Origin of the sequence: Veillonella parvula, assembly GCF_032550495.1 — a bacterium.
Lineage (GTDB): Bacteria > Bacillota > Negativicutes > Veillonellales > Veillonellaceae > Veillonella > Veillonella parvula_G.
On record NZ_JAWFZJ010000006.1, the window covers coordinates 76,061 to 84,706 of the forward strand.

Sequence of the window (8,646 nt, forward strand, 5' to 3'; positions counted from 1 at the left end):
TAGTCTATATTGGAGGAGTAAATATGAATACAGAATCCTTACGTAATGAAGTATTGGTTCCAGCGGTAGCAAAAACGTTGGACATTGCGGCAAAAGCAAAACCTACAAAAGAAGAACTTATCACAACGGCAAAAATCACTGCTGCTGTGACAGTTGCAACGGCTATTGTATCCTTAGCGGTACAAGCGGTATTGCGCAACCGATAAGAAACTAAGAAAACGACATGGCGTTGCCTGTCGTTTTCTTTTACTTTTACCATGTTATTCCTAGTAATGTTGGGATTTAGTGAGGAGGCGATATCATGCATAGTCGCGATTTAATAGAGCAATATAAAGGCTACGTGCAAGATTGGCGTAGATATTTTCATAAACATCCAGAGCTTAGTAATGAAGAGTTTGAAACGACGAAGACCTTGGCTAAAGAGCTAGAGTCTATGGGCGTAGAGGTTCATGTAGATACAGACCGTGGTATCGGATTAATCGGCATTATTCATGGTTCTAAGCCTGGCAAAGCCATTGCGTTACGTGCTGACATCGATGCATTGCCTGTTCATGAACATAATGCAGTAGATTATAAATCTGAAGTAGAGGGTAAAATGCATGCCTGCGGTCATGATGGACATATGGCTATTTTACTAGGTGCGGCAAAGATGCTAATGTCTATGAAAGACCGCATCGAAGGCGATGTATATTTAGCATTTCAACCTGCGGAAGAAACTGGAGCAGGGGCTCCGGATTTCATTAAGTTTGGCGATTGGTATGATAAGGTAGATGCTATCTTTGGAGGGCATGTGTGGATCGATTTGCCAGCGGGTCTTGTGTCTGTTGAGGAAGGTCCTCGTATGGCTGCAAGTAGCCAAATTACTATTAACGTAAAAGGCAAACAAGGTCATGGTGCGCAGCCACACCAAGCGGTCGATGCTATCGTGGTGGCTAGTGCCATCGTTATGAATTTGCAAACTGTGGTTTCTCGTAATGTGAGTGCCCTTGATTCCGTCGTTGTTACGATTGGCAATATTCACTCTGGCTCAGAATGGAATGTCATTCCTGGGGAAGCTTCCATGGGCGGTACGGTTCGTTTCTTTGATCCAAACCAAGAACAATACATTGTCGATACTATTCGCCGCATTGTGGAACACACTGCAGAAGCCTATGGAGCGACTGCTACATTAGAATATATAAAAAAAGTGCCTCCTACTATTAATGATCCTGAATCCAGTGAACTTGCAGAACGTGTCGTTATTGATACATTAGGTGAGGACAAGCTTTCTAAGATGCGTAAAGTAATGCCTGGAGAAGATTTTGCATGGTATTTACAAGATAAATCAGGATGCTTTGCCTTTATTGGTATTCAAAACCCTGAAGTAGAAGCTACATACGATCATCATAATAATAGATTTAATATGGATGATACCGTATTATCTGCAGCATCTGCGGTGTATACTGAATATGCAATTCAGTGGTTAAAAGAACATAACTAAAATTCTATGTAAGAGGTTCTTATGAATATAGTTATATGTCTCATTATTATTGCTATAACAGGCATATTATTGATGAAGCGCTATCAACCACAGCCTATTTTGATTGGCATGGGAATCCTCATGATGTTCATCGCTTATGAGGGAAAATGGATTGATGCCATATTAGTTGATGGTCAATCTACAGGGGTTCTTATATTTGATGCCATGGATATCGTAAGGATAACGACATCTAATAATATAGTTAATTTGGGCCTTATGATTATGACTTGTGCAGGCTATGCAAAATATATGGAATATATTGGGGCAGGAACGCGACTCGCAGATACTTTTATCCGCCCTTTATATCGCCTTAATCGACCATATATTGTGTTAGCCCTTATGTTTTTACTCAATATGGGATTAGCTATTTGTGTTCCCAATCCTTTGAGTCTTGCTCTCCTCATGATGGTCACAATGTATCCTGTTTTAGTTCGATTAGGTGTAAGTCCTGTAGGGGCGGCTGCAGTTATTGCTACGGGACACCTTATGGATGTAGGACCTGGGGCGGTGTCTACTTTATTGATTGCAAAGGTATTAAATATTCCTGTGCCAAACTATTTTGTAGGCTATCAGTTGAGGATTTATTTCTTAGTTGCTATTGTGACTGCCATAGCGCACTTCTGGTGGCAGAGATATCGAGATCGAATTGATGGCCCTATGGATGTAAATGATCTTGAAAGCATTCCTAAAGCGCCTATTGGTCCCAAGCTATATATGATATTCCCATTATTACCATTGTGTTTTATCTTAGGCTTTAGCCAGTATGGTTTTTCTGGTGTAAAGATGAATGTTACTCTTGCCATGATGCTTGCCTTTGGCATTGCTCTAATGACAGAATTAATTCGTCATCGAAATCTGAGAACTGTACTTAAGAGCACCACAGTTTTCTTTGAAGGTATGGGGAATCAGTTCTCTTATGCAGTGACTCTTATTATAGGGGGGCAAATCTTTGCGCAAGGTTTGGTTAGCCTAGGCCTTATTGATTCGTTAGTTAGTACACTTCAAACACTATCCTTAAACTCTATTGGACTTACCTCTATTCTTGGAGGGGGTATGCTAGGACTTAGTATGGTTACAGGTAGTAACGTAGCACCATTATTCACATTAGTTCCACTAGTACCTGATATTGTATCTAATCTTAGCCTTGATCCGATTACCACTATGCTTGGCATGCAAAATGGAGCTAGCCTTGGTTTGTTCTTAAGCCCAATTAGTCCAGTTATGGTTGGTGTAGCTGGTGTAGCTCATATTAAATCGGTAGATTTACTTAGACGCACGGCTGTGCCAGTTCTTGTGGCATTACTTACAAGTTGTGCGGGAATATGGGTGCTTTTTTAATTTTAATTTAAATTTACAAAACCCTCTTTACATGTTTTGTAAAGAGGGTTATTATATTCCAATATTAAATCATATGTAATTAAAATGGTTTCCTGTTAAAGTACAAGTTTTAGTGCTTTGCGGATAAAAAGGGCCTTTCTTCGCCGGACGGTTCTAGAAGCCAGAAAGGATGTAATGAACGATCAAGTTTCTATTTCAACAGCAAATATTCGTGGTGCTTTTGGGGCATTTTTTATCCCTGGTATGTACACAGCTTTATGGGCTGGTTTTGTGCCATATTTAAAAGCAAAGCTTAGTATTGGTGAAGATGTATTAGGTTCCATGATTTTGTTGCTCGGTGTAGGTTCTTGTTTATCCATGGCTATAGCAGGTAAGCTTGTAGAAAGCTTTGGGTGTAAGAGAGTCGTTTTGTTAGCTAGCTTTATTGGTATGGTATCTCTTGCCATCGTTACTATGTGTCCTACTATTGCTACAACAACAGTAGCCCTGTTCTTTTTTGGTATTGGTGTAGGCCTTAGTGGTGCTTCTGCTAATTTACAAGCTATCCTAACAGAAAAGGTGAGCAAAAAACATTTAATGGGCGCCTATCACGGTGGCTGGAGCTTAGGTGGTTTTGCTGGTGCCGGTGTTTTGCTCGTGCTTTTAAAAATCTTATCGCTGCCTGTTAATCAAAGTATTTGGGGACTTCTCATCGTACTATTTATTGCGATGGTTGTAGTTAGCCAATTTATGTTGACCTTTGGTAGTGATCCAAATGCAAAGGTTACTAAAAAATCTAAAAGCCCATTGTCCTTTCATCCAATCGCTCTTATTTTTGGTTTATTGTCCTTTGTTTCTTACTTGGTAGAAGGTGCTGTAGGGGATTGGAGTGCATTATATTTATTTGAAGATAAAGGGATTGTTATTGAAGAGGCTGTCATGGGTGTAATGCTCTTTAATGGTACTATGTGTATAGGCCGTTTGCTTGGTAATAGATTAGGTAAACACTTAACATCAAAGCAAGTTGTTGTTGGTGGCTACTTACTTGGCTCTATTGCGATGGGGCTTATCGTGTTCTTGCCAGGTCATGCATCCATGTATACTTACTTATTATTGGGTATTTCATTAGCTATGATAGTACCAAACCTATTCTCTGCAATGGGGGAACAAAATGTCATTCCTATGACACAAGCGGTCGCAACATCCACAATGCTCGGTTATATGGGTATTTTGATGGGACCTGCCTTAATTGGTTTCATTGCGCACGGTACAAGTCTTACAGTAGCATTTATCGTATTGACTATATTGCTTGTTGTAAGTGCAGGTATTGGTAAATACGCATACCATTTAATGAGTAAAGACTGTGGTCTTAGTGAAGAACAAATTTAATAGCCTATAATTAAGGAGCTACGATTTTCGTATCGTAGCTCCTTTTTCATATTTTTATATTTTATGTATTTCTCGCATTAAAAAGCCACAGGTCTAGAACCTGTGGCTTTTAGAACTATCATTATATATTGATTAGATTAGCGATCGCCATTGAAGATGGAGTTTTTAACAAGCACATAGTCTACTTTGCGGATGGCTTGTAGAGTCGTACCGCCAGCGTAAGAAATAGCGGATTGTAAATCTTGTTCCATTTCAGTTAATGTATCGAAGATAGAACCTTTGGAATCGATGAAGATTTTTTTACCTTCTACATTTTTGCGTTCCCCTTTTTGGAACTCAGAAGCGGAACCAAAGTATTCTTTTACAGCTTTGCCGTCAACAATCTTTTCTTCCCCTGGGGATTCCTCGTGACCTGCAAAGAGGGAGCCAATCATAACCATAGTAGCACCAAAGCGAATGGATTTTGCGATGTCGCCATGGTCACGAATACCGCCGTCAGCGATGATAGGTTTAGTAGCTGCTTTTGCGCACCAGCGAACAGCCGCTAATTGCCAGCCACCAGTACCAAAGCCAGTTTTCAATTTTGTGATACATACTTTACCAGGACCGATGCCTACTTTAGTCGCATCAGCACCAGCATTTTCTAGTTCACGAACTGCTTCTGGAGTGCCTACATTACCAGCGATAATGAAGGTTTCAGGTAAGTTCTTTTTTATGTATTGAATCATTTCGATGACCGCATTGGAATGACCATGTGCAATATCAATAGTGATATATTCTGGGGTTAAGTTTGCTTTCTTAAATTCATCAACTAAAGCAAATTCTTCAGCTTTTACGCCGATAGAAATAGAAGAATATAGGTTAAGGTCGTGCATGCGTTTTACAAAGTCCATACGACGTTCTGGTTGGAAACGATGCATGATATAGAAATACCCTTCACGAGCTAATTTTTCAGCCAACTCTTCGTCGATAATAGTTTGCATATTAGCAGGTACTACTGGCAAGCGGAATGTGCGTTTACCTAATTTTACATGTGTATCACATTCGCTACGACTGGAGACAATACATTTGTTAGGAATCAATTGCACGTCTTCATAATCAAAGATGTTAGTTGTATTAATCATAGTTTCTATATCTCCTTCGAGTATTACATATTGAACCTGTACCATTATACAAGAGACTCATAAAATTTTCAATACGTTCCGAATATTTTGTTTGGTATAAGGGATAAACTGTAGTACAATACAAGTAGATTGTATAAATAATATATTCATTTATAGATATATGGTAAAAGGAGGTTGATTAATGTGGAACAGTCTAAAACCCGTATGCTTGCTGAAGCTGGCGTAGCAATTGCCATTGCTCAAGTGTTGTCATTTATTACGATTTTTCATATGCCACAGGGAGGCTCTATTAAGGCGGCAGCTTTGGTACCACTCATGATTTACGCATATCGTTGGGGCGGAACACGAGGTATCTTCGTAGGTGTTGTATATGGTATATTACACTTTATTTTAGGCTTTAAATCATCTGTTCATTATTTAAGTATTGTATTAGACTACTTGGTTGCTTACGGTGCTATTGGCGTTTGTGGTTACTTTAAAGATTCTCTTTCTGGACTTATCACTGGATCCATCGTAGGTATTGTATTGCGTTGGGGGGCATCTGTTACGAGCGGTGCTGTGGTCTTTGCTAGCTATGCTCCGCAAGGGCAGAATCCTTGGGTTTATTCCATGATTTATAATGCATCCTATATGGTACCAGATGGGCTTTTAAATATTGCAGTTTTACTATTCATCTACCAAGGTGTTAAACGAGGTTTACAACGTCGTGGATAAATTAGGTTTAATTATTTTGGCTGGAGGACTCAGCACTAGAATGGGGCAACCTAAGGCTTTGTTGTCTTGGATTAATGGTGAAAGTCTTATATCTCATGCCCTTCGTAAGGGCTTAGATGCAGATGTTCAAGATATTCTTATCTCCATTGGTGATGACGAGCAATTAGGACTTGCTATACAGACTCATATTATAGATACATTATCGAACGATGAGAAAAATAAGGTTTCTATTGTTCGTGATTCTGTTGGGCGATGCGGACCTTTAGGGGGGCTGTATAGCACTCTAGCGGTTGGTACTAGTTCTGCTTATGCAGTAATGGCAGTAGATATGCCATTCATGGAAATGGATTTGTATTATGATTGGCTCTATCAAGTAGATCATAATGATTGGAATGCCATTGTCCCATATAGTGAAAGTGGTAAATCTGAGCCGATGGCCGGTATTTATAGGCCATATATTGCGTCCTTAATTCAATCTATTCTTGTTGGCGAAAATGTATCCTTGCATCATGCTCTTGACGTCATTGGGCATGTTGAGTCCATTGATGCTACTGACTATAGCTGGGAATTAAGTAATATTAATCGCTTTGAAGATTATCAATGGGCGCGAGCTTTGGCGGAAAATGAATTTCGCCGTGTACCTTTAATTAGTGTGGTCGCATCAAAACGTAAAACAGGTAAGACAACTGTTGTAACGCGTCTTGTGTCTGAGTTACAAAAAATCGGTTTATCCGTTGGTGTTGTCAAAAGCGATAAACATGGCTTTCAGATGGATCATGAGGGAACAGATACAGATCTTGCTTATAAAGCTGGGGCTGATGCGGTTGCTATTGCAGGGCCTACTGAAACAGCGATTCGCATACGTACAAAAGAACAATCAAATCTGTATGAAATATCACAGTTTATGCCCGTAGATATAGTTATACTAGAATCACGGTCTCAAGGGATTGCCCCTATTATAGAGGTTACCCAAGAGGGACATACGGAAGAGCTTATCTCGGATTCCATGGACCGAGTGGCGACGATAGAAATTGGTAAGTTAGATCAAGACGTACCTGAATTGGTACGTCACATACAGGAAATGATGAGGAGTTTAAATGGCCGTCGTTACTGTTGAGAAGGCGCTCCAATTGTGGGATGAAGCCTTACAAACGCAAGTTCATAAAGTTGAAACAATAGATGTTAAGGCTGCGAAGGGGTACGTGTTAGCAGAGGACATTATTGCACCCACAGACGTACCTGCATTCCCAAAATCTGCTATGGATGGTTATGCCATCGCCTACGAAGAAGGTCGTAATGAATATATCGTTGACGGTATCATTGGTGCTGGTGTTGTATGGGAACATCCCGTAGACGTTGGTCATGCGGTGCGTATTATGACTGGTGCACCGGTACCAGATACATGTGATACTGTCATCATGCAAGAACAAGTGGTTGGCACTGGTGAACCACAAACTACAATTACGATTCAAGGCAAATATCATTGTGGTGATCATATTATTCCACAAGGTGAGGAGTGTGTTGCCGGCACCATTGTGATCCCACGTGGTACAGAGGTAACATCTACAGTACAAACCATTTTGACGGGGCTAGGTATGACGGAAATATCTGTTAATGCCATGCCTCGTGTATTAGTTCTTACCTCTGGCCATGAGGTTATTGAACCTGGTGAAAGTTTAACACCTGGTAAAATCTACAACTCTAATCGAGCTATGATCTGTGGGCTCTTGGAGGATTTAGGTTTTCATAAGATAACACATTATCATGTAAGTGATGCTCCGGAGGAGTTAGACTCTGAAATCAACCATGTGTTGAAGCTTAGTGAAGAAGCAGATGTTATTATCAGTTCTGGTGGTGTGTCGGTAGGCCTTTTCGATACGATGCCTCTTATTTATGAAAAACTAGGAGCAAAATCTATCTATGCCCGTATTCAAATGCGACCGGGTGCAGCATCTTATGGTGCGGTTACCCCAAAAGGTCAGATTATCTTTGGTTTGTCCGGTAATCCAGGGGCTGCCTTTAATGGGTGGCATTTAATCGTAGCACCAACCTTGAAACGCTATAAAGGTTTGGCAAACTGGACTACACCAGTGGTGGCCTGTGTTATGGATTCGGAAATTTTTAAACGCAATGCTTTTGATCGCTATGTACAAGGTAAAGTAATCTTCGGTGGTGGCGCGCCACGCTTTGTGGCTAATCGTCACTTTAACAGTAGTAGCATGTTAGGCTTATATACGGTTAATGCTTTGGCGTGTATTCCGAGAGGCGTACATGAGGTACGGCCTGGCGATACTTTTGATGTGTATCTATTAGGACTGCTACCTGCGATTTAAATTATATGAGATTAATATTTATAGACGTTTAATATTTCAAAATTTAGGATGTTACATATCTGTAATATTTAGTGATAATAATAAGACGAGGTCTCTCTAGAGGTCTCGTCTATTTGTTATATAAAATTATTTCAATTCTGTTGCTATAGGTACTGAAATTAAATCTCAATTAACTTATAATAAAGTCAACAAAAGGACAGTCCTTTTAATTATATTAATTGAGTTTTGACAAAATTTTATTTCAATCTAC

General features: G+C 39.9%; 8 protein-coding genes. 7 read left to right on the plus strand and 1 reads right to left on the minus strand.

Annotated features, from left to right (window positions below; genetic code table 11):
* Positions 1 to 23 precede the first annotated feature (23 nt).
* From E6X37_RS09985 to E6X37_RS10000, 4 genes are all read left to right on the plus strand, one after another.
* Positions 24 to 206 (plus strand): hypothetical protein, encoded by a 183-nt coding sequence (locus E6X37_RS09985; protein ID WP_042977898.1) that lies wholly within the window; start codon positions 24 to 26, stop codon positions 204 to 206.
* A 95-nt stretch (positions 207 to 301) separates the two neighbouring features.
* Positions 302 to 1,480 carry a M20 metallopeptidase family protein gene (locus tag E6X37_RS09990; protein ID WP_278468251.1) on the plus strand — a complete coding sequence of 393 codons (1,179 nt, stop codon included), beginning with the start codon at positions 302 to 304 and terminating at the stop codon, positions 1,478 to 1,480.
* 21 nt (positions 1,481 to 1,501) lie between these two features.
* A complete protein-coding gene (gene dcuC / locus E6X37_RS09995) occupies positions 1,502 to 2,857 on the plus strand; it encodes a C4-dicarboxylate transporter DcuC (protein ID WP_195394628.1) in 1,356 nt (451 codons plus the stop codon).
* Positions 2,858 to 3,031: 174 nt separating this feature from the next.
* On the plus strand, positions 3,032 to 4,225 hold the full coding sequence (locus E6X37_RS10000) for an MFS transporter (protein ID WP_195394629.1): 1,194 nt from the start codon (positions 3,032 to 3,034) through the stop codon (positions 4,223 to 4,225).
* Between the two features lie 137 nt (positions 4,226 to 4,362).
* Here E6X37_RS10000 and E6X37_RS10005 read toward each other — a convergent pair whose 3' ends face one another.
* On the minus strand, positions 4,363 to 5,349 hold the full coding sequence (locus tag E6X37_RS10005) for a GMP reductase (RefSeq protein WP_004696596.1): 987 nt from the start codon (positions 5,347 to 5,349) through the stop codon (positions 4,363 to 4,365).
* Between the two features lie 183 nt (positions 5,350 to 5,532).
* Here E6X37_RS10005 and thiT point away from each other — a divergent pair, with 183 nt between their 5' ends.
* From thiT to E6X37_RS10020, 3 genes are read left to right on the plus strand one after another with little or no spacing between them, the layout of a single operon-like run.
* Complete coding sequence (gene thiT, locus E6X37_RS10010; RefSeq protein WP_105086691.1) at positions 5,533 to 6,063, plus strand: energy-coupled thiamine transporter ThiT; 531 nt, start codon at positions 5,533 to 5,535, stop codon at positions 6,061 to 6,063.
* Entirely contained in the window at positions 6,056 to 7,180 is a 1,125-nt protein-coding gene (gene mobB, locus E6X37_RS10015; RefSeq protein WP_195394630.1) for a molybdopterin-guanine dinucleotide biosynthesis protein B, read from the plus strand. Before thiT ends, mobB begins: the two co-directional genes overlap by 8 nt.
* Entirely contained in the window at positions 7,161 to 8,396 is a 1,236-nt protein-coding gene (locus E6X37_RS10020) for a molybdopterin molybdotransferase MoeA (protein ID WP_195394631.1), read from the plus strand. Before mobB ends, E6X37_RS10020 begins: the two co-directional genes overlap by 20 nt.
* The last annotated feature ends 250 nt before the right edge of the window (positions 8,397 to 8,646 follow it).

Coding starts and splice junctions, on each gene's coding strand:
- E6X37_RS10000 (WP_195394629.1), top strand. CDS start 3,032: ATGAACGATCAAGTTTCTATTTCAACAGCAAATATTCGTGGTGCTTTT.
- dcuC (WP_195394628.1), top strand. CDS start 1,502: ATGAATATAGTTATATGTCTCATTATTATTGCTATAACAGGCATATTA.
- E6X37_RS09985 (WP_042977898.1), top strand. CDS start 24: ATGAATACAGAATCCTTACGTAATGAAGTATTGGTTCCAGCGGTAGCA.
- E6X37_RS09990 (WP_278468251.1), top strand. CDS start 302: ATGCATAGTCGCGATTTAATAGAGCAATATAAAGGCTACGTGCAAGAT.
- E6X37_RS10020 (WP_195394631.1), top strand. CDS start 7,161: ATGGCCGTCGTTACTGTTGAGAAGGCGCTCCAATTGTGGGATGAAGCC.
- E6X37_RS10005 (WP_004696596.1), bottom strand. CDS start 5,349: ATGATTAATACAACTAACATCTTTGATTATGAAGACGTGCAATTGATT.